Source organism: Micromonospora sp. DT62 (genome assembly GCF_049847285.1).
GTDB classification, from domain to species: domain Bacteria; phylum Actinomycetota; class Actinomycetes; order Mycobacteriales; family Micromonosporaceae; genus Micromonospora; species Micromonospora reichwaldensis.
Genome location: NZ_JBNCOB010000016.1, coordinates 28032 through 45171, shown reverse-complemented (window position 1 = coordinate 45171; position 17140 = coordinate 28032). Strand labels below are relative to the sequence as shown.

Annotated in this window: 22 protein-coding genes and 4 tRNA genes; 6 read left to right on the top strand and 20 right to left on the bottom strand. The window is 68.9% G+C overall.

Annotated features, from left to right (window positions below):
• Positions 1-6: 6 nt before the first annotated feature.
• The 15 genes from rplK to ACPXCB_RS20920 all read right to left on the bottom strand — a co-directional run bounded on the left by rplK (position 7) and on the right by ACPXCB_RS20920 (position 8762).
• Positions 7-438 carry a 50S ribosomal protein L11 gene (gene rplK / locus ACPXCB_RS20990; protein ID WP_132230892.1) on the bottom strand — a complete coding sequence of 144 codons (432 nt, stop codon included), beginning with the start codon at positions 436-438 and terminating at the stop codon, positions 7-9.
• A gap of 181 nt (positions 439-619) precedes the next feature.
• Positions 620-1342 (bottom strand): transcription termination/antitermination protein NusG, encoded by a 723-nt coding sequence (gene nusG, locus ACPXCB_RS20985; protein WP_357872431.1) that lies wholly within the window; start codon positions 1340-1342, stop codon positions 620-622.
• 38 nt (positions 1343-1380) lie between these two features.
• Positions 1381-1773, bottom strand: coding sequence for a preprotein translocase subunit SecE (gene secE, locus ACPXCB_RS20980; protein WP_425877306.1), 393 nt, complete (start codon positions 1771-1773; stop codon positions 1381-1383).
• 214 nt (positions 1774-1987) lie between these two features.
• Positions 1988-2060 (bottom strand) — tRNA-Trp (locus ACPXCB_RS20975).
• 128 nt (positions 2061-2188) lie between these two features.
• Complete coding sequence (locus tag ACPXCB_RS20970; RefSeq protein WP_132230891.1) at positions 2189-2581, bottom strand: MaoC family dehydratase; 393 nt, start codon at positions 2579-2581, stop codon at positions 2189-2191.
• Between the two features lies 1 nt (position 2582).
• Entirely contained in the window at positions 2583-3029 is a 447-nt protein-coding gene (locus ACPXCB_RS20965; RefSeq protein WP_425877305.1) for an FAS1-like dehydratase domain-containing protein, read from the bottom strand.
• A gap of 126 nt (positions 3030-3155) precedes the next feature.
• Positions 3156-3323 carry a 50S ribosomal protein L33 gene (gene rpmG, locus ACPXCB_RS20960; RefSeq protein ID WP_013288652.1) on the bottom strand — a complete coding sequence of 56 codons (168 nt, stop codon included), beginning with the start codon at positions 3321-3323 and terminating at the stop codon, positions 3156-3158.
• Positions 3324-3455: 132 nt separating this feature from the next.
• Positions 3456-3528 (bottom strand) — tRNA-Met (locus ACPXCB_RS20955).
• Between the two features lie 25 nt (positions 3529-3553).
• A tRNA-Thr gene (locus ACPXCB_RS20950) sits at positions 3554-3626 on the bottom strand.
• Between the two features lie 96 nt (positions 3627-3722).
• Positions 3723-6251, bottom strand: a complete 2529-nt coding sequence (locus tag ACPXCB_RS20945; protein ID WP_425877304.1) for a putative bifunctional diguanylate cyclase/phosphodiesterase — start codon at positions 6249-6251, stop codon at positions 3723-3725.
• Between the two features lie 51 nt (positions 6252-6302).
• On the bottom strand, positions 6303-6446 hold the full coding sequence (locus ACPXCB_RS20940; protein ID WP_165947696.1) for a hypothetical protein: 144 nt from the start codon (positions 6444-6446) through the stop codon (positions 6303-6305).
• A gap of 414 nt (positions 6447-6860) precedes the next feature.
• Positions 6861-7133: a hypothetical protein gene (locus tag ACPXCB_RS20935; protein WP_425877303.1), complete on the bottom strand. Its 273-nt coding sequence runs from the start codon at positions 7131-7133 to the stop codon at positions 6861-6863.
• Between the two features lie 17 nt (positions 7134-7150).
• Positions 7151-7666 (bottom strand): GNAT family N-acetyltransferase, encoded by a 516-nt coding sequence (locus tag ACPXCB_RS20930; RefSeq protein ID WP_425877302.1) that lies wholly within the window; start codon positions 7664-7666, stop codon positions 7151-7153.
• Positions 7663-8394 carry an aquaporin gene (locus tag ACPXCB_RS20925; protein WP_425877301.1) on the bottom strand — a complete coding sequence of 244 codons (732 nt, stop codon included), beginning with the start codon at positions 8392-8394 and terminating at the stop codon, positions 7663-7665. Before ACPXCB_RS20925 ends, ACPXCB_RS20930 begins: the two co-directional genes overlap by 4 nt.
• On the bottom strand, positions 8391-8762 hold the full coding sequence (locus tag ACPXCB_RS20920) for an ArsR/SmtB family transcription factor (RefSeq protein ID WP_425877300.1): 372 nt from the start codon (positions 8760-8762) through the stop codon (positions 8391-8393). The genes ACPXCB_RS20925 and ACPXCB_RS20920 overlap by 4 nt, the downstream gene beginning before the upstream one ends.
• 224 nt (positions 8763-8986) lie before the next feature.
• On the opposite strand from ACPXCB_RS20920, the gene ACPXCB_RS20915 reads away from it, so the two are divergent.
• The 3 genes from ACPXCB_RS20915 to ACPXCB_RS20905 all read left to right on the top strand — a co-directional run bounded on the left by ACPXCB_RS20915 (position 8987) and on the right by ACPXCB_RS20905 (position 10751).
• Entirely contained in the window at positions 8987-9445 is a 459-nt protein-coding gene (locus ACPXCB_RS20915) for an ArsI/CadI family heavy metal resistance metalloenzyme (RefSeq protein ID WP_425877299.1), read from the top strand.
• Between the two features lie 152 nt (positions 9446-9597).
• A complete protein-coding gene (locus ACPXCB_RS20910) occupies positions 9598-10116 on the top strand; it encodes a hypothetical protein (RefSeq protein WP_425877298.1) in 519 nt (172 codons plus the stop codon).
• A 257-nt stretch (positions 10117-10373) separates the two neighbouring features.
• Positions 10374-10751: a hypothetical protein gene (locus ACPXCB_RS20905; protein WP_425877297.1), complete on the top strand. Its 378-nt coding sequence runs from the start codon at positions 10374-10376 to the stop codon at positions 10749-10751.
• A gap of 552 nt (positions 10752-11303) precedes the next feature.
• Here the strand turns inward: ACPXCB_RS20905 and ACPXCB_RS20900 are convergent.
• Positions 11304-11387: transfer RNA gene (locus ACPXCB_RS20900), tRNA-Tyr, on the bottom strand.
• 148 nt (positions 11388-11535) lie between these two features.
• Here ACPXCB_RS20900 and ACPXCB_RS20895 point away from each other — a divergent pair.
• On the top strand, positions 11536-12030 hold the full coding sequence (locus ACPXCB_RS20895) for a YajQ family cyclic di-GMP-binding protein (protein WP_089003198.1): 495 nt from the start codon (positions 11536-11538) through the stop codon (positions 12028-12030).
• A gap of 288 nt (positions 12031-12318) precedes the next feature.
• On the opposite strand, the gene ACPXCB_RS20890 is transcribed toward ACPXCB_RS20895, so the two are convergent.
• A complete protein-coding gene (locus ACPXCB_RS20890) occupies positions 12319-12519 on the bottom strand; it encodes a hypothetical protein (RefSeq protein WP_425877296.1) in 201 nt (66 codons plus the stop codon).
• A 199-nt stretch (positions 12520-12718) separates the two neighbouring features.
• On the opposite strand from ACPXCB_RS20890, the gene ACPXCB_RS20885 reads away from it, so the two are divergent.
• A complete protein-coding gene (locus ACPXCB_RS20885; RefSeq protein WP_358114339.1) occupies positions 12719-13441 on the top strand; it encodes a hypothetical protein in 723 nt (240 codons plus the stop codon).
• Between the two features lie 29 nt (positions 13442-13470).
• Here the strand turns inward: ACPXCB_RS20885 and ACPXCB_RS20880 are convergent, their stop codons facing one another.
• Both ACPXCB_RS20880 and ACPXCB_RS20875 read right to left on the bottom strand, forming a co-directional pair.
• Positions 13471-14250 (bottom strand): transposase family protein, encoded by a 780-nt coding sequence (locus ACPXCB_RS20880; protein WP_311412567.1) that lies wholly within the window; start codon positions 14248-14250, stop codon positions 13471-13473.
• A 679-nt stretch (positions 14251-14929) separates the two neighbouring features.
• Entirely contained in the window at positions 14930-15355 is a 426-nt protein-coding gene (locus ACPXCB_RS20875) for a cytidine deaminase family protein (protein WP_425877295.1), read from the bottom strand.
• A gap of 756 nt (positions 15356-16111) precedes the next feature.
• On the opposite strand from ACPXCB_RS20875, the gene ACPXCB_RS20870 reads away from it, so the two are divergent.
• A complete protein-coding gene (locus ACPXCB_RS20870; protein WP_357713860.1) occupies positions 16112-16678 on the top strand; it encodes an HD domain-containing protein in 567 nt (188 codons plus the stop codon).
• On the opposite strand, the gene ACPXCB_RS20865 is transcribed toward ACPXCB_RS20870, so the two are convergent.
• Positions 16666-17136: an NUDIX hydrolase gene (locus ACPXCB_RS20865; protein ID WP_425877294.1), complete on the bottom strand. Its 471-nt coding sequence runs from the start codon at positions 17134-17136 to the stop codon at positions 16666-16668. The genes ACPXCB_RS20870 and ACPXCB_RS20865 overlap by 13 nt on opposite strands.
• Positions 17137-17140: the final 4 nt, after the last annotated feature.

Sequence of the window (17140 nt, the reverse complement as noted above, 5' to 3'; positions counted from 1 at the left end):
CCAGCGTCAGTCGTTGACGACGATGCCCATCGACCGGGCGGTGCCGGCGATGATCTTCGCAGCCTGGTCGATGTCGTTGGCGTTGAGGTCGACCATCTTCTTCTCGGCGATCTCACGCACCTGGGCCTGCGACACCGAGCCGACCTTGTCCTTCTGCGGGACGCCCGAGCCCTTCTCCACCCCGGCGGCCTTGAGCAGCAGCCGGGCGGCGGGCGGGGTCTTCAGGACGAAGGTGAAGCTGCGGTCCTCGTAGACGCTGATCTCGGCGGGGACGATGTCGCCCCGCTGGGACTCGGTCTGCGCGTTGTAGGACTTGCAGAACTCCATGATGTTCACGCCGTGCTGGCCGAGCGCGGGGCCGACCGGCGGCGCCGGCGTGGCCTGGCCCGCCTTCAGCTGAAGCGTGAAAGTCTTGACGAGCTTCTTCTTCGGAGGCATGTCTCTTCCTGGGGCTTGGAACTGGGAAAGGTGCCGGCCGCAGGCGCGCACGGTCAGCGCGATGACAGCGGCGACGTTCTAGAGTAGCGCAGCGTCCCGCCGCCGCCTGCGCCGAGGTCGGGCGGGGGGCGGAACAGGTACGCCGGCGGCGGGCCGCTGCCCACCGCCGGCGCTCCCGACGTCAGATCTTGGCGACCTGGTTGAAGTTCAGCTCCACCGGCGTCTCGCGACCGAAGATCGACACCAGCACCTTGAGCTTCTGCTGGTCGGCGTTGATCTCGCTGATCGTCGCCGGCAGCGAGGCGAAGGCGCCGTCGGTGACGGTGACCGAGTCGCCGACCTCGAAGTCGAGGACCTTGATCTCGGGCTTGGCCTTCTTCTGCTCAGTCTCGATGGCCGGTGCCAGCCACTTCAGCACCTCGTCGAGGGAGAGCGGGGCCGGGCGGTCGGCCCGGTCCGTCGCGCCCACGAAACCGGTGACACCCGGCGTGTTGCGCACGCAGGAGTAGGACTCGGCGGTCAGCTCCATCCGGACCAGGATGTAGCCCGGGAAGACCTTGGCCTGGATCTGCGACCGCTTCCCGTTCTTGACCTCCACCTCTTCCCGGGTCGGCACCTCGACCTGGTAGATGTAGTCCTCCATGTCGAGGCTCGTGATCCGGGTCTCGAGGTTGGTCTTGACCTTGTTCTCGTAGCCGGCGTACGAGTGCACCACGTACCAGTCGCCCGGCGCGTAGCGCAGCTTCTGCCGCAGCTCGGCGACCGGGTCGTAGTCCTCGTCCGGCGCGGGCTCGGTGGTGGGGAACTCCGGCTCGCTGGCGGCCTCGACCGACTCGTCACCAGCCGCCGTCGCCACCGTGGACTGCTCGTCCGTGGTCTCGGCGGTCTCGTCGTACTCAGGCACGCTCGCTCACTTCCGTCACTATCGGCTCAGTCGGCCGGTCAGCTGGGGTTGCCGAAGACCCACAGCACGCCCTTCGCGAAGGCGAAGTCAAGGCCGGCCACGATCGTCAGCATCACCGTGACGAAGGCGACCACCACGGCCGTGTAGGTCAGCAGCTCCTTGCGGGTCGGCCAGATGACCTTACGCAGTTCCGCCACGACCTCGCGGATGAATCGGGCGATGCGGCCGAACAGACCGACCCGGTCGGTTTCCGCCTTGGTCTTCGGCTTGCTGTCCGCCGAATCCGCCTTCGCCCGCGACCGCGTCGCGGTGCCGCCACGGGATACCGGCTCCTCGGCGTCGGTGGCGTCGTCATCGGCCACGTCGTCGACGACCTCGTCGTGCAGACGGTCGTCGCCGGCGTCCTCGCCGCGCCGCTTCTTGTCGGCCACTTCGCCCTCCGTCGCGGGATGTCGGGGTCGCACGCTGTCGGGCGTGCGCGGCGTTTGGTCACGCCGGCCGGGCCAACCGTCCCGCGACGGGCCGCGGCCGGCGGATCAGCCGGGAGGGCCCGAATGCCTCGGGGCCACCCCGCCGATGCCACCACCACGGGCCGGACGCCGCCGTAAGGCGGCGCGACCCACGGGAACGGTCAGGCCTGAGGCGCAGGGGTGACAGGACTTGAACCTGCAGCCTGCGGTTTTGGAGACCGCTGCTCTGCCAATTGAGCTACACCCCTGTGCGGCAATGCTCGCCCCGCCCGGTCATACACGACCGTGCAGGGGTTACTTGCCCCACGGCGGACCAGTGTACGGGTAGCGGCACCACTTTCCCAACCGGTCTGCCCCTCGCGCGTCGGAAGCCTGGTCAGCGGGCCGTCCGGACGGTCGCGCGAGCCTGCGAGAGCACCTTCTCCCCCCGGCAGACGGCGGTCACGTCGAGCCTGGTCAGGCCGTCCTCGGTGACCTCCCGGACCACGGCCGTGACCTCGATCTCGGTGCCCTCGTCGTCGTCCGGGACGACCACCGGCCGGGTGAAGCGGACGTTGTAGTCGACGATCGCGTCGGGCGCCCCGGCCCACTCCGCCACCGCGCGGCCGACCAGCGCCATGGTGAACATGCCGTGGGCGATCACGCCGGGCAGACCCACCTTCGTGGCGGTCCGGTCGTTCCAGTGGATCGGGTTGAAGTCCCCCGAAGCGCCGGCGTAGCGGACCAGGTCCGCGCGCGTCACCCGGAACGTCCTGGCTGGCAGCTCCATCTCAGCCCTCCCCGCGTACGACGAGCTTCGACCAGACGGTCACGACCGGCTCGCCGGCCGGGGTGGCGACCTCGGTGCGGGTGGTCAGGAAGCCATGCCCGCCACGGCTGCTGACGTCGTCGATGACGCTGACGCAGACCAGCTCGTCCCCCGCCACCACCGGCCGGGTGTAGGCGAAGCGCTGATCGCCGTGGACGACGCGGCTGTAGTCGACGCCGAGGGCCGGGTCGTCGATGATCTGCTGGTTGGCCGCCATCGTGAGCACGATGGGGAAGGTCGGCGGGGCGACCACGTCGGGGTGGCCGAGCGCGCGGGCGGCCTCCGGTTCGTGGTGGGCCGGATCGGCGGCGCCGATCGCCGTGGCGAACTCGCGGATCTTTTCTCGGCCCACCTGGTAGGGGGCGGTCGGCGGATACGTCCGGCCGACGAAGGACGGGTCCAGGGACATGCCGCGAACCTACACGCAAACGCCGATCGCCGATCCGTACGGTCGGCGGCGGCCGGAGCCGCGCCGTCCCTACGGACCGGCGATCGGGAAGTGCCTGAGGACCGGGCCGGCGGTGCCGGCCGTGGGTCAGCGGGTCTCGCGGTGGACCGTGTGCTTGCCGTCCCGCGGGCAGAACTTCTTCAGCTCGATGCGGTCGGGGTCGTTACGACGGTTCTTGCGCGTGATGTAGTTGCGCTCCTTGCACTCCACACACGCCAAAGTGATCTTCGGCCGGACATCGGTCGCCTTCGCCACGGCGGAGTGCCTTCCTCGCTACGGGTAACAACTACGGCGCATCAGCCTACGCGCTGATGGCGCGGACATGCAAAGTGGGCGCCAATGGCGCCCATCCCACCGACCGCCGGGAGCTGGCCCGGTGGACGAGAGTAGCGGTGGCCGGACTTGAACCGGCGACACAGCGATTATGAGCCGCTTGCTCTACCATCTGAGCTACACCGCCGTGGCGGGTCCAGCCGGACCCTCTGAGCCCCCTTACGGAATCGAACCGTAGACCTTCTCCTTACCATGGAGACGCTCTGCCGACTGAGCTAAGGGGGCCTGCGCGATCTCCCCGGGGGGTGACGCGCAGGGGATACATTACACGGCCGTACGGCGCAGATGAAATCGGATCCCCTACCGGAGCGTTTCCGCAGTTCAGGGGACGGCCCGCAGCCGGGGCAGCTCCCCCGGCGAGATCGTGTCCGGGTCCACCTGGGCGCCGAACCAGGCCTCCAGCCGCTCGTACGGCAACGGGCGGCTGAACAGGAAGCCCTGGCCGATCTCGCAGCCGATGTCCTGGAGCAGCTCCAGGGTCAGCTCACTCTCCACGCCCTCGGCGACCACGGCCAGGCCGAACTGCTGGGAGAGCGTGACCACCGCGTTGACGATCGCCAGGTCGCCCGGGTCCGTCGCCATGCCCTGCACGAAGGAGCGGTCGACCTTCACCTCGTGCACCGGCAGGCGGCGCAGGTGGGCCAGGGACGAGTCGCCGGTGCCGAAGTCGTCCACCGACAGCCGTACGCCGAGGTCCCGCAGTCGCCGCAGGGTCGGGATGGGCCGGTCGGTGCCGTCCAGCACCCCGGCCTCCTTGATCTCCAGCGTGAGCAGCTGCGGCGGCACGCCGTACTCGTCGAGCAGTTCCTTCACGCGGGCCGGGAAGTGCTGGTCGGTGAGCGTACGCGCGGAGAGGTTGACCGCGACGGCGAGCGGCTGGCCGGCGTGCGTCCAGTCCCGGCTGCGCCGCAGCCCCTCGCGGAGCACGAACTCGGTGAACCGGCCGAGCTGGCCGGTGTGCTCGGCCACCGCGACGAAGTCCTCCGGGGCGACCGTGCCGTGCGCCGGGTGCTCCCAGCGGGCCAGGCACTCCACGCCGACCAGCCGGCGGTCGCGCAGCGTCACCTTGGGCTGGAAGTAGACCTCCAGCTCGTCGGCGTCCAGCGCGCGCCGCAGGTCGCCGGCGAGGCCGAGCCGCCGCAGCGACCGGGACTCCAGCGTCGGGCTGAACAGCTGCACGCTCCCCGGCACGGACTTGGCCGCCGTCGCCGCCAGGTCCACCCGTTGCAGCAGGGACGCGGCGTCGCTGCCGTGGTCGGGGTGCACGGCGACACCGACCGCCGTGTCCACGTCGAGGGTGAGCGCGTCGAAGACCATCTCGTCGCGGATCTGCTCGCGCAGCTGCGCCGCCAGTTCCATCGCCGCCTCGGCGCTCTCCAGCCGCAGCGTCACCAGGAACTCGTCCCCGCCGGCCCGCCCGACCAGGGCCGACGAGGGTACGCAGGAACGCAGCCGGTTGGCGACCTCCACCAGAACCTTGTCGCCGGCGGCGTGCCCGAGCGACTCGTTGACCTGGCGCAGCCGGTCGACGTCGAACAGCAGCAGGGCCACCACCTCGCCGGGTGCCCGGATCTTGACGGCCTCCTCCAGCGCGCCCGTGATCCGCCGCCGGTTGGGCAGCCTGGTCAGCGTGTCGTGGCTCGCGTCGTGCCGGAGCCGGTCGACCAGCCGCGAGTTCTCCAACGCCACCGCCGCGTGCGCCGCCACCGTCTCGAAGAGAGGCACGTCGGTGCGGACGAAGTAGTTGCTGTCCCCCAGCCGGTTGGCCACCTCCAGCGTCCCGATGACCGCCTGGCCGGACCGCAGCGGCAGAACGATCACGTCCTTGACCCGGTGCGTCGAGAGCGGGGCCCGCAGGTCTCCGTCGGTCGTCAGTCCTCGGCCGACAGCCACGGTGCGGCCCTCGTCGCGCGCCCGTTCCCGCAGGGCGGCCGGGGTCTTGGCGAAGTCGAGCAGGCCGGAGGCGTCGTTGCGGGCGGTCAGCAGCACCTCGGGGTGCCGGCCCTGCGCCGGCAGCCAGAGCGTGGCGTACTCCGCCTGCATGAGCGCGCGCACGCGGCCCAGGAGGGCGTCGGGCAGGGTGCCGTACTCGCCGCGCTCGCTCACCGCGCGGCTCAGCTCGTACATGTCGGTCAGGGTGCGGTGCTGCCGGAAGAACTGCGCGTACGCCCGGTAGACGAAGGCCAGCGCGACGAGGAGCGCCCCCAGCAGCAGCAACGACCACCAGGTGGCTTCGATGAGGATGAGGACGATGATGCCGATGGCAATATTGATCATCGCTGCCAGGAGCCCCGGCATCGACTGCCGGAACGCGCCCCGGCCCGCCTGCCAGCCCTGCAACAGCGTGTGCACGCCGGCGACCGAGGCCATGCTCAGCAGGTTCACCATGCTGGCCGCAAAGAACAGCTTGAGCCAGGTGGCCGGGCCGACATCCTCGACGGGCGGCAGGGCCTGGAGCACGAGGACGGCCAGGGACGAACCCGCGGCCGCGCGGCCCACGTTGAACCAGAACTTCGTCGGGCCGAACCGGTGCCTGAGGTGCGACACGGCCGACGCGACCGTGTAGATCATGACAACCGTCAGCGGTTCGACGAGATAGAACGCCAGGACCAGTGGGATCTCGGTCAGCGTCACGCCGAGGGACTGCCGCCGAACGGTGAAGTTCAGTACCGGGATCCCGGCGGCCACCATGGCCACGAGAAGTGGCAGCGCGAGCGACCACCCGCCGAACGGCTGCGGCGCGACCAAGCCGACCGCCGTCGTGCAGACGATGGCGATCAGGGCCAACGGCCCGGTGATCAGCCACGCGTATTCAGTCGAGCGGGGGCCGGTGGGGCCACGACCCGCCATCCCGTGCCCCCTTACCGGCCCGCCGGTGTCACGTCATCGAGCGGTGGTCACTCAACGAGGCGCGGGCATGTTCCAGATGATGTCGGCGGTCTGGAGATCTCCGAATCCCTGGAGGTCACCGACCAGGACGCCGCTCGCGAGAACGGCGAGCGCGAAAAGCGAGCCAAGCAGCTGGCCGAGCTTTCGACGAGACATGGTTGCTCCTGCAGGGGAAGTGTCACGGGGATGGTGGAGGTTCCACGATCGTGCCACAAGGCAGGTACCCAGAAAAGCGGTGCGCGTACCGCCGGGCCGAGCGTCGGCGACGTTCCGCCGTTCGGCCCAGGGGCCATCCCGGCCAAGCCCTGATCACGGGGGCTGAAGTTGGCACCTTGCACTTCGCACATTGCGGATTGCGACCTTCCGCGCAATTCGGGGAAGGTCCGGGAGTCCGGGCGTACCCACCTTCATCGTGGGTGACCCCCCGCCGAGGAGGAGGCCCGACCGGACATCGACCACCATACTCGTTCTGCGCCAGCACGCCAGGGCTGAGACGACGGACCGACAAAGCTTCCCCACGAACCCAGGTGGGAGCAGCGGAAGACGGCGGCAGGTGAACGTCCGTGGCCGCTATCTGCCGCAGGCTGGGCACCGATCGCGCACCGGTACCACCGGGGTGTCGGCCGTCGCGCCGGAACGTGCCCGGACTGCGAGCGCCGCGGCCAGAGGCGCCGCGCCTGCGAGAAGGACGGCGACCGCAGTCCCGGCGCCGACGCGGAAGTCGGCATGGTCGGCGCCGACCACGGGCGCGACGTTCTCGGTCAGGGGCCCCAGGGCGAGCAGCCCGACGGGGGTGAGCAGGACGAGAAGAGCCCGGTCGAAGGCCAGACCGATGGCCGCCACGCGTCGACAGGCTTCTGTCAGGTGACGTTCGGGCTGCGGCGCTCGATGAGGGTGACGTCGCGCCATGTTCCGTGGTGGCGGCCGACGCGTTCGCGGGTGCCGACGGTGCGGAAGCCGCAGGCGGTATGCAGGGCGAGGCTGGCGGTGTTCTCGGGAAAGACGCCGGATTGGATGGTCCAGATGCCGGCCTGCTCGGTGGAGGCGATCAGGGCGTCGAGCAGGAGACGGCCGACTCCATGGCCGCGGGCGTCGGGGTGGACGTAGACGGAGTGCTCGACCACCCCGGCGTAGACGCACCGGTCGGAGACCGCGGAGCAGGCAACCCAGCCGAGGACCCGGCCGGTGGGGTCGACGGCCACCCAGCGGTGACCGGGCAGCCGGCTGGCGGTGAACTGCTCCCAGGTGGGCGGCTCGGTCTCGAAGGTGGCGTTGCCGGTGGCGATGCCGAGCCGGTAGATGTCCAGTACGGCGTCGGCGTGCTGATCGCCAATGGCGGCGATGGTGATGCCGGTGGCGCTGGCGGGGACGGTCATCGGTTCTCCCGGGCGAGGTGCGGCACGACGACGGCGTCGGCGGAGTCGGCGGCGTGGGGGTACCAGGCGGCGAGCGCGGCGACGGCGACCAGGCCGCCGACGAGCTGGGCGGCGACGAAGCCGGGCACCGACGCCGGGGCGATGCCGGCGAAGGTGTCGGTGAACGCGCGACCGATGGTGACAGCGGGGTTGGCGAACGAGGTCGACGAGGTGAACCAGTAGGCCGCGCCGATGTAGGCGCCCACGGCGGCAGGGGCCACAGTCGTACGGCCGGTGTGGGCGAGGGCGAAGACCAGGACGACGAGACCCGCCGTGGCGACCACCTCGGCCAGCCACAGGTTCCCGCCGGTCCGCTCGGTACGCGACCAGGCCACGGCCGGCAGGTCGAACATCAGGCCAGCCAGCACCGCCCCGGTGATGGCTCCACCTGTCTGGGCGGCGGCGTAGGCGGCGAGGTCGCGGGCGGTCAGGCTGGTGCCGACGCGGCGGCCGAGCCACCAGTCGACGGCGGAGACGACCGGGTTGAAGTGCGCCCCGGACACCGGCCCGAACATGAGGATCAGCGCGCCCAGGGCGAGGGCGGTGGCGATCGCGTTCTCCAGAAGTTGGAGCCCGACGTCGTTGGGAGAGAGCCGGGTGGCGGCGGTCCCGGAGCCGACGACGGCGGCGACCAGCAGGGCCGTACCGGTGAATTCAGCCGATGCCCGGCGGGCCAGGGTGAGGGTCACGCGGTGGCCTGCGCGGACCCGGCGGGGAGGTCCAGCAGCGCGCCGAGCTGCCGAAATGCTTCCGGGCGGGCCCGGTACCACACCCAGGTGCCGCGACGGTCGGAGTCGACCAGGCCGGCCTCGCGCAACACCTTGAGGTGGTGGGAGATGGTCGGCCCGGACAGGTCGAACGCCGGGGTCAGGTCGCAGACGCAGATCTCCGGTACGGAGGCGATCATCGACATCAGCCGCAGTCGGATCGGGTCACCCAGCGCCTTGAACATCGGCGCGACCACTGCCGCCTGCTCGGCCTCCAGCGGGCGGACCGCGATCGGGGAGCAGCAGGCCACGGCCTGAAGGTCCGCCACCGGCAGCGCTTGTTTCGACATTCCTCTAGGTTGACAGATCTCGAAACAGGGTGCAACGTAGATCCTGCTTCGAAGAACATCTAGGCAAGCCGTCGTCCCAACACCCACGTTTGAGACGTGACGCTCTGCGAGCCGTGGGGGCGGTCTGCACTGCGGATTGCCACGCCGGCGACCGTTACGAGCGCGCCCGCACCACCGCTCTCACCAGCCACCACATCCGCTGAATCCGTCACAGGAGGGGAACCATGTCCCGCGTCCAGCTCGCCCTGCGTGTATCCGACCTCGAAGGCTCCATCGCCTTCTACTCGAAGCTGTTCGACACCGAGCCGGCCAAACGTCGCCCCGGCTACGCCAACTTCGCCATCGAGAACCCGCCGCTGAAGCTCGTACTTCTCAAGGGCGAAGCCGGCCAGCCCACCGTGATGGACCACCTGGGCGTCGAGGTGTTCAGCACCGACGAGGTCAACGCCGCCACCAGGCGCCTCACCGACTCCGGCCTGATCACCCTGGAGGAGAACAGCACCGAATGCTGCTATGCCCTCCAGGACAAGGTCTGGGTACGCGGCCCCGGCAACGAGCCCTGGGAGGTCTACACCGTCAAGGCCGACTCCGACCAACTGGACAAGGTCACCGAGAACGCGTGCTGCACCCCCGCCACCGACAGGGAAACGGCCACCACCGGAGCCCAGGGAAACTGCTGCTGACGCTGCGAATCCGCGCCCGCCCTCGGCCCAGAGGGTGGGCCGAGGGCGGGCGCGATTGCGCCGGGCGGCCTCGGTCCGCAGAACGCTTGGCGCATCCACTCGGCGGCGGATATCTCGGAGACAACTCCGGCTTGGCAGCGGACCGTGTACCGATGCACAGCGAGAATGCCCTCACCCGCCTTCAGAACGCCGCCATCCTTTGGAGCGTCGGATCGAGTACGGCGGCCGACGTAATCCAGACAGCCTGTGACTGCCTCGTTGCAGGCGTAGACAGTCCAACCCTTCAAATTCTGGCAGGCGTTTCGCCGGCCCGAGGCAGCGAGAATGAGGAGTTGCGCCGTTGGCTCGAAGGCGCACTCGTGGAACTTTCCCTGACCTACTACCGGGAGGGAAGCCGAGAGGGTGAAGAGGATGCCCTCCGGATCATGGCCCGCCGACTGCTCGCACAGACCGTCACGCCTCGCGATCTCTCGTCCTGGGCATACCGGTTCATCACCTATGACGGCACTCCCCTGGCAGCCGATCTGATCGCTCTCGAGAGCGCCTACGACTACGTCGACTCCGTCTACAACGGGCACCCGTACACGGGTACAACGACTGCGGAGCTCGACGCAGACGTCATCGCAGAAGCTCGGCGTTTGATCGGCGACGCCACAGCCGAGAGCAGCTGAACCACTGACGTTCATCCGAAGGCGTCGCCGCTCTTGTCGTTCATGATGTGGTTCCCCCCTTGGATCCCTGGCCCGGCAGGCGTCGTCCGAGGTAGCGCCATGCGGGCCGCCCGCGACCCCGGCTGAGGGTTGGCAGTCAGGGCCGGGGGCGTCAGGGAACAGGACGGGCAGGGTCGGAGCCGTCATCGATTCACCCCCGCCTTGAGCCGAATGCGGTGGTGCCGGTCGCTGGTCCGCCGGTACTGTCCGGGCTCACCATGAACCCGAACGGCGAGGTCGAGATGAACAGCGGTGGCGGAACGACGGTGCTGTGGCGCCCGACCGGACCGGAAGAACTCGGCCTCGTTCGCGACTCGGGATGGCGAAAGTGGCCGCCGCGACTGCCGGACCAGCCGATCTTCTACCCGGTCCTCAACGAGGACTACGCGGTCATGATCGCCCGAGACTGGAACGTGCCCGCTTCCGGCGTCGGGTACGTGACCCGCTTCCACGTCGACACGGACTTTCTCAGCCGCTACCCGGTGCGGCAGGCCGGTGGTGACACCATCCTGGAGCTGTGGGTGCCAGCCGAGGAGCTAGACAAGTTCAACGCGCACATCGTCGGGCTGATCGAGGTCGTGCACGAGTTCCGGTAGCCGAACGGCGGCATGCATGGCCGTCATCGGATGATCCCGACAGCCTAGGGCCGCTTGGGCTGTACGACGGGAGGCAGAACCCGCAGCCGGGGCTGGGGCGGACCGCCGGGGCGGGCACGGTCCGCTCAGCCGATCGCTGCGAGGGCGAGGGTGAGCCGGCCGGCGGCAAGCCGCCGGACCGCCGCCCCCAAGAGCGGCACGATCAAGGCCAGGCGGTACGGAAACCGAACGGATCGGCGTGGTCGGCGCTCAGGGCTTCCGACTGCCGCCCGAGTCCAACCCCGGGACTGACTTGCACCCGGCCCATCTCCTGCGGCTAACTACCCCCAGCGCGGTGCCTCATCCGGTCGTCACACGCACGACCCGCGTCAACCCCATAGGTACCAACAGCACCAGCAGTCACATCCTCAGCGGTGCCCTCTAAAGAATGATCGGCCCGTCCACAATCCTGCCCAGAACGAGTCGTAGACGGCTGGACCAGTCGGACTCCGCTAGATCAACGACAACGGCCCCCGATCAGCATTCCTGCTGGTCAGGGGCCGTTAGTGCTCCTGGTGGCGGGTAGAGGATTCGAACCTCTGTAGCTTTCGCGACGGATTTACAGTCCGCTCCCATTGGCCGCTCGGGCAACCCGCCAGGGCACCCCACCGCGTCGTAACGCGGCAGCGGAAGCAAGGATAGCGGCTCACCCCGGCCTCGGCGCAACCGGGTACCGTCAGGGGGTCGTACCGCTGGTCAGCGGGGGACGAAGGACCACAGACCGCCGGACAGCAGGAGCATCAGCATGGCAGCGAACCCGTCGTTCGACATCGTGAGCAAGGTCGACCGTCAGGAGGTCGACAACGCTCTCCGTCAGGCGGAGAAGGAGCTCGCGACGCGGTTCGACTTCCGGGGCACCGGCGCCGAGATCTCCTGGTCGGGCGAGGAGGCGATCAGCCTCCAGGCGGAGACCGAGGAGCGGGTGCGGGCGGCGCTGGAGGTCTTCAAGGAGAAGGTGATCAAGCGGAACATCTCGCTGAAGTCGCTGGACGCCGGTGACCCCCGGTCGTCGGGCAAGATCTTCAAGATCGACTGCAAGGTGATCCAGGGCATCGACTCGGACAAGGCCAAGGCGATCAGCAAGAAGATCCGCGACGAGGGCCCGAAGGGCGTCCAGGCCCAGATCCAGGGCGACCAGCTGCGGGTCACGGGCAAGAAGCGGGACGACCTCCAGGCCGTCATCGCGCTGCTCAAGGGCGAGGACTTCGGCGTCGCCCTCCAGTTCACCAACTACAGGTAAGGAGGCTGCGGCCGGCCTGGTCATCGGGCCGAGCACGCCTTGTCACCTGGGCAGATGTCGTCACCAGTGGTCGTCGTTGGTCGCTCCCGATCGACCTCCGACGGCCTGGTGACGGCCTGGACCTGGTCCTCGTCGAGCCCTTGACTCCCAGGCAACCAACACACCTGCCTGACCTGCTCCTCGCTGGCAGGCGAGCCGCGAGAAGGGTCCTCCGGTGTCCACGGTTGTCCACCGCTGTCGGTCCCGGTCGTCACTCAGTTAGTCACCCAGCTAGACAGGTAGCCGGCGTCAGAACGACGCAAGCGAGACTCGCCGCCCCTGGCCATACTCGTCTGCTTCAACATCTGTGACGACAGCGAAGGCCCCAGGTGGAACGCCGTGCAGCTTCGCGACTCGGGAGGCGACAGCCAACAGGGCTGCCTCGTCCGTACCGCTGATCAAGAAGATGTAGACGTCCTCCCACTCTTCGCCGTCGTCGTAAACCTCCACTTCCCCGCGCTCCTCCAGGTCAACGAGGAAGTCTTCAATGAGCCTTTTCCATCCTGGCGGCGCAGGTGGCTGGCGATCACTGTCGCCTTGCGGCGGAATTGGGGAGCACAACGTGCAGGGGCGAGTTCACTGGCTCCAGCCTTGGGCCTCCGGCGAGCCGTGCATGGCCGCGTGTGACGTCGTGGCAGAAAATAGACGGGTGACGAAGACCTTTGTTGCGCGGCAAGCGGCAGACAGCTCACCTGCACTGCACTACTACGTAGTTCACGACGGCGCCGGCGGGCCGGAGGGCCTGCTGGTTGAGGAGTTCCTGCTCGCGGCGGACTACTCCTCGGCGGGGCTGGTGAGCGGCGGCTGGAGTCGAGAGGAGGGCCAGTGGCGCGACGCTTCGTCCATCAGTCGGCGCTTACGCGTTGACGCCGCGCTGCGGGCCCGAGTGACGCCCGTGGGCCGGGCAGCGGCGGCGGCGTTCTACTGGGATCTCTGCGGTGCCGATCTGCCGGACGAGCCTGAGCTCCGGGCGTGCTTCGGTGGCCTCCCCGCGCAGGCACCGTGTGCCTTGCGGCTGAGCGGTCCCGAGGCCAGGTCGGGATTTCGCGAGACGCGCGTCTATAGGATTCTCTTCGCCGATGAGTTGACCCAGGACGCCCTTGCGGCACTGAGCGAGGCGTGGCAGATGCCGGTCACCGGCGACCTCGCGGATCCCGAGGTGCGCGTTTTGGGTGCGGTGCGTCGCCAGGTTGCCGGCGACGCCTTCCGCTGGGATCTGCGGCGGGTGGCCGCAGGTGCCGCGTGGGGGCTGGACGTGACGTGCGATCTGGTGGGGGAACGTGACGAGGCGGTCGGCGTGCTGCTGCGCGGTCTGACGACGCAGATGCGGCAGCAGGGACTGATCCCCGTTACCGTCGACCGATTTCGCTGAACGTTCTGGCTCCCGTTTGCTCGGCTCTGTTACGGCCAACGGTTCGCCTCGACGTGGTGCAGGACGAGGATGGCCTGCACGATCGGGGTGGCTCGCCGGGGGCAGCAGCGCAGCTTGTTCAGGATCTTCCACGTCTTGAGGGTGGCGATCGCGCGTTCGCCGCGGGCGCGGATCTTTGCGTGGGCGCGGTTGACGGCCCTCTGCCGGCGTGACAGCTTCGGTCGGAAGCGGCGCCGCTTGAACGGGGTGCGGAGGCTGCCGCGGGCTCCTTGGTAGCCCTTATCGGCGAAGGTCATCACGTCTGCCCTGGTCAACGCGTCGATGATGCCGTTGGTTCGGGCTGCGGTCAGGTCGTGGACCGCACCGGGCAGCGCTGGCGAAGCCCAGACAAGTCGGCCAGCGGCATCCGCGATCACCTGCACGTTCACGCCGTGGCGCTTGTGTTTCCCGGAGTAGTACGGCCGCTGGTCGGCGACCCGGTCGATCGTAATCAGGGTGCCGTCCAGGATTGCGTACGCCAGTCGGCGGATCCGTTGGATGGCGGTGGCCAGGCCGTCGGCTGCCGACCTGAGCAGGGCTATTGCTTCCTGCACGTAGCGCCAAGCGGTGGCGACGCCGATCCGGAAGCCGGCCGCGAGTCGGGTGTAGGTGTCGCCGTTGCGCAGGTGAGCGAGAGCCAGCAGCGCCTGCCGGCCGGGGTCGAGGCGTCGCCACCGGGATCGGCGCTGCTTGCGGTGGCCGCGGATGCGTTCGGCGAGGTGGTTCAGGGTGCGGCTGGACAACGGAATCGTGGCGGGGTAGGACAGCATGGCGAGGCTCCCGGTCGGGGCTTCGAGTCTTGGTCGACAGCTGTCCTACCTGGAGCCTCGCACCCATCGATCACCGGGCCTGCCACACCCATCCTGAGCTGCAAGATGAGCTTGGAAAAGGCTCAATGTCCTCGATCCAGGGGAACTGGTAGTCGCCATCGGAGAGACCGCTCGGTGCCACTAGCGGAACGTGAATCTCGACGAGAGTTTTAGCCACCGCGCGATGATGACCCGGCTCAGGGCACAAGTCCAGCGGGTCGACTGACCGAGGAGGACTCCGCCCACACCGGCACCGTCAGGTTGGAAGGTGCCTTGATTCGGAGGCGGCGGGCTCCATCCGCGCTGGTGATCAGCCCGGGTCTTCCGTTGGCCTCGCGACGGATGCCACACGCATACGCCTTTGTTGACCCCTGCTGACCGGACTGCCGGGAACGTAGCGGGCACGGATGACGGCCTGGTCCTGGTCGACGAGCTGCCGAACGTGCGCGTTTTGACCCCTCGCTTGTAAGTTCTGAGCGCTTCGTCCGGCCGCGTTCGCGTACGTCTCTGACGTCGGGCGCTGATCCGTAGCCCTCCGTCGCTGTCCCTCGTCGTCAGGCCCTGTTGCTGTCACCGTTGCTGTCGACAGCAACAGGGCCACTGATTCGCGTCTCGCTGACTCCTTGACCCGCTGCTTAAGTCAATCGAGATGGCTGGGCCATTCGGTATGGGGGAGCAGTTCCCGTAGCCTGGCCGAGCTGGCCTGGCTGAGCACCACCTCGGTGTCGAGATTGGCGGGGTCCATCTGGCGGATGAACTCCCGGCAACGCCCGCATGGCGGGAGTACGCACAAGACGCCCTTATCGTTGCGCCAGACAGCGACGATCTTAATGATCTTGTTTTCACCAGCTGTGACCATGGCAGCGATGGCTGCGTGCTCCGCGCAGAACCCTGTGCCTGAGCCTGTGTCGATGCAGACCCCGGAGTAGAGGTTGCCTGCCTCGGTGACCAGCGTGGATCCCACCTGGCCCATTCGGCGGGTCGCCCCACCGTAGCCGGGCACCGTACGCGGATTGAGCACGGCTTGGGCGGAGGCGATCAGTCGGTCGTTCGAGATGCCATTCACCCGGCGGAACCTATCAGCACGTCGCGTTTCCCATGAGCCCCGATGACAGGCATCGCGACTCTGCTTCCACAGAGCGGTACTACTGCCATCTCGTCGCCGTCGACCCGCCCACTTGGGCAGCGGGCCACCGCCCGGTCCTTCACGTCAAGCGGACCTTGACGCACGTACGGACGGTGCCGGAACAGACTGAGTCGGCTTTCGTGTCGCGGACCGCGCCCCCGGCGGACACCGCCACAGTGGCGCAGTTGACCTAACCTCGCCCGGCACGGACCCGGCTCCCGGGGTCGGAGCTGGCCACCGGCGGCCACCCCTCCCCCTCCCAGGCGAGCAGTTGACCTGACCCTGAGCGGCTGCGGAGCCGGCTCCTGGGCGACCGGCATGCCGCCTCGCGGACACCGCCCCCATGCTTGGGGCTTGCCGCGCGGACCCGGCGCGCGCCCTCTGTGCGCCGCGCTGCTCGGGCGCGGCGCGGCCGGCTGCCGGCCCGCGAACCTCAACCACTCTCGGCGCTACCGTCTGCGGCGGCCCCCGGGCTTCCCGCTCTCCGCGCCAGCCGCCGGGCGTGTTGCGTGGCCGGCGTGGAGCGACAGCGGAGCGTCGGACGCGCGCCCAGGCGGCGGCGCGTGCGGCCCGTTCAGGGCCGCCTTGAAGACGTACAGAAAGTTTGAACCACTTCGCCGGCAGCCGGCCGGCCCTGCCTCGCCACCGTCCGGACACGGGATGGCGTGGGCTGAGTGCGCTCCGTACCCTGACGGCATGGCCGCCTTCGTCGATACCGCCCGGGAAGTTGCGCGACACCTGCTGGAGAAGCCGCTACCTCGTCGGTGGAGTCACGTCCAGGCGGTCGCCGCCAAAGCGGACAGGATCAGCGGGGCGGTTCCCGCCGAGGACCGCGATGTACTCGTAGCCTCCGCGTGGCTGCATGACGTGGGCTACAGCCCCGACTTGGTCGACACCGGCTTTCACTCCCTCGACGGTGGCCGTTGGCTTCGGCGCGAGCAGTTCAATGAGCGGATCGCCGCTCTGGTGGCTCACCACTCCTGCGCGTGGCTGGAAGCGGAAGAACGTGGGCTCGGCGGCGTCCTGGCCGCCGAGTTCCCTCGGGAAGAGACGCCGGTAACCGACGCGCTCTGCTTCTCCGACATGACGACCGGGCCGGACGGGCAAGACTTCGAGGTGCTGGAACGGCTCGCGGAGATCCGGTCGCGGTACGGGCCGGAGCACCTGGTGACCCGGTTCATCCGCCGGGCGGAACCAGAGATGGTCGCCGCCGTGCAGCGAACTCAGCGCCGACTCTCGGGCAGCGTCGCTCAGCCGATGTAGGGCTCGGGGCGTTCCTCGTAGCCGTGGGTGATGCGGAGCAGGGTCGACGGGTGGATGTCGAGCGCGCCCAGCTCGTCGCGGGCGACCCATCGGACATTGCTTGACTCGTCACTCGGCGTCGGGGTGCCGCCGACGGGTACCGCTCGCAGGCAGAGCGAGAACTGCTGTCGTACCTCACCGTCGGAGTAGGCGACTACGTGGCCAGGGTCGGAGTAGACGCCGACCATCCCGGTCACCTCGACCCGCACACCGGTTTCCTCCTGGGTCTCCCTGACCGCGGTTCCTGCGACCGACTCGCCGATCTCCTGGCCGCCGCCGGGCAGTGACCACAGGCCGTTGTCGGTGCGCTGGATGAGCAGCACTCGTCCATCCTCGTCACGCACGAAGACGGAGACAGCCACGACGATGCTGTTGGCCTTTGGCGCGTTCGGGTCGTGGTAGTGCTCGGTTCTTGCCATGCTC

Excerpts from the sequence above, each read along its gene's own strand:
- ACPXCB_RS20910 (WP_425877298.1), top strand. The coding sequence starts at position 9,598 with ATGCACAGCGAGAATGCCCTCACCCGCCTTCAGAACGCCGCCATCCTT.
- rplK (WP_132230892.1), bottom strand. The coding sequence starts at position 438 with ATGCCTCCGAAGAAGAAGCTCGTCAAGACTTTCACGCTTCAGCTGAAG.
- ACPXCB_RS20920 (WP_425877300.1), bottom strand. The coding sequence starts at position 8,762 with ATGTCGAAACAAGCGCTGCCGGTGGCGGACCTTCAGGCCGTGGCCTGC.
- ACPXCB_RS20945 (WP_425877304.1), bottom strand. The coding sequence starts at position 6,251 with ATGGCGGGTCGTGGCCCCACCGGCCCCCGCTCGACTGAATACGCGTGG.
- ACPXCB_RS20970 (WP_132230891.1), bottom strand. The coding sequence starts at position 2,581 with ATGGAGCTGCCAGCCAGGACGTTCCGGGTGACGCGCGCGGACCTGGTC.
- ACPXCB_RS20965 (WP_425877305.1), bottom strand. The coding sequence starts at position 3,029 with ATGTCCCTGGACCCGTCCTTCGTCGGCCGGACGTATCCGCCGACCGCC.
- ACPXCB_RS20915 (WP_425877299.1), top strand. The coding sequence starts at position 8,987 with ATGTCCCGCGTCCAGCTCGCCCTGCGTGTATCCGACCTCGAAGGCTCC.
- ACPXCB_RS20895 (WP_089003198.1), top strand. The coding sequence starts at position 11,536 with ATGGCAGCGAACCCGTCGTTCGACATCGTGAGCAAGGTCGACCGTCAG.
- ACPXCB_RS20865 (WP_425877294.1), bottom strand. The coding sequence starts at position 17,136 with ATGGCAAGAACCGAGCACTACCACGACCCGAACGCGCCAAAGGCCAAC.
- ACPXCB_RS20870 (WP_357713860.1), top strand. The coding sequence starts at position 16,112 with ATGGCCGCCTTCGTCGATACCGCCCGGGAAGTTGCGCGACACCTGCTG.
- ACPXCB_RS20880 (WP_311412567.1), bottom strand. The coding sequence starts at position 14,250 with ATGCTGTCCTACCCCGCCACGATTCCGTTGTCCAGCCGCACCCTGAAC.
- ACPXCB_RS20905 (WP_425877297.1), top strand. The coding sequence starts at position 10,374 with ATGAACCCGAACGGCGAGGTCGAGATGAACAGCGGTGGCGGAACGACG.
- ACPXCB_RS20940 (WP_165947696.1), bottom strand. The coding sequence starts at position 6,446 with ATGTCTCGTCGAAAGCTCGGCCAGCTGCTTGGCTCGCTTTTCGCGCTC.
- ACPXCB_RS20930 (WP_425877302.1), bottom strand. The coding sequence starts at position 7,666 with ATGACCGTCCCCGCCAGCGCCACCGGCATCACCATCGCCGCCATTGGC.